The sequence below is a fragment of the Vibrio sp. 2033 genome, from assembly GCF_033339735.1.
This window is the reverse complement of record NZ_JAWOVC010000418.1, coordinates 1-659: the sequence shown is the minus strand read 5'-3', so window position 1 is coordinate 659 and position 659 is coordinate 1. Positions and strand designations below refer to the sequence as shown.

General features: G+C 50.4%; 1 protein-coding gene. It reads left to right on the top strand.

Going from position 1 to position 659, the window contains the following annotated elements:
• The coding region (rsgA, locus tag R7P74_RS26935; RefSeq protein ID WP_318123727.1) for a ribosome small subunit-dependent GTPase A at positions 1 to 659 on the top strand (659 nt) is incomplete at both ends.

Sequence of the window (659 nt, the reverse complement as noted above, 5' to 3'; positions counted from 1 at the left end):
GAAGATCAGCAATTTGTTCGCTTACTGGATCGCTTGAGCCTCTTTAGCCGCAAAGCGGCGGGCAGCAAAGTGGCAGAGCAACTCATCGCGGCCAATGTCGATACGGTGTTTATCGTCTGCTCACTCAATCACGATTTCAACTTAAGCCGTATTGAACGTTACTTAGCCTTAGTTCACGAAGCTGACGTCGAGCCCGTTATCGTGCTTTCCAAAGCCGATTTGTGCGACAACGTCGATGAACTCAAAAGCCAAGTACAGAAGCTAGACCCTCTGCTAGTCATTGAGACGGTCAACGGCTTAGATGCAGAAAGTACTTCTAAGCTCATGAGCTGGTGTAATGAGGGGCAAACCGTTGCTTTTATCGGTTCATCAGGGGTGGGTAAGTCAACGCTGGTCAACGCGTTACTTGGTCAACAAGAACAATCGACAGGGCATATCCGTGAAGACGACAGCAAAGGACGCCATACGACGACCTCGCGATCGATTCACCTATTACCTGCGGGCGGGATTTTGATCGATACTCCAGGAATGCGAGAAATCCAACTCGTCGATTGCGAAGCTGGTGTCAGCGAAGCCTTTGCTGACGTTGAAGCGCTTGCCGAGCATTGTCGATTTGGTGATTGTAAACACCAAACCGAGCCAGGTTGCGCCGTTCAAGC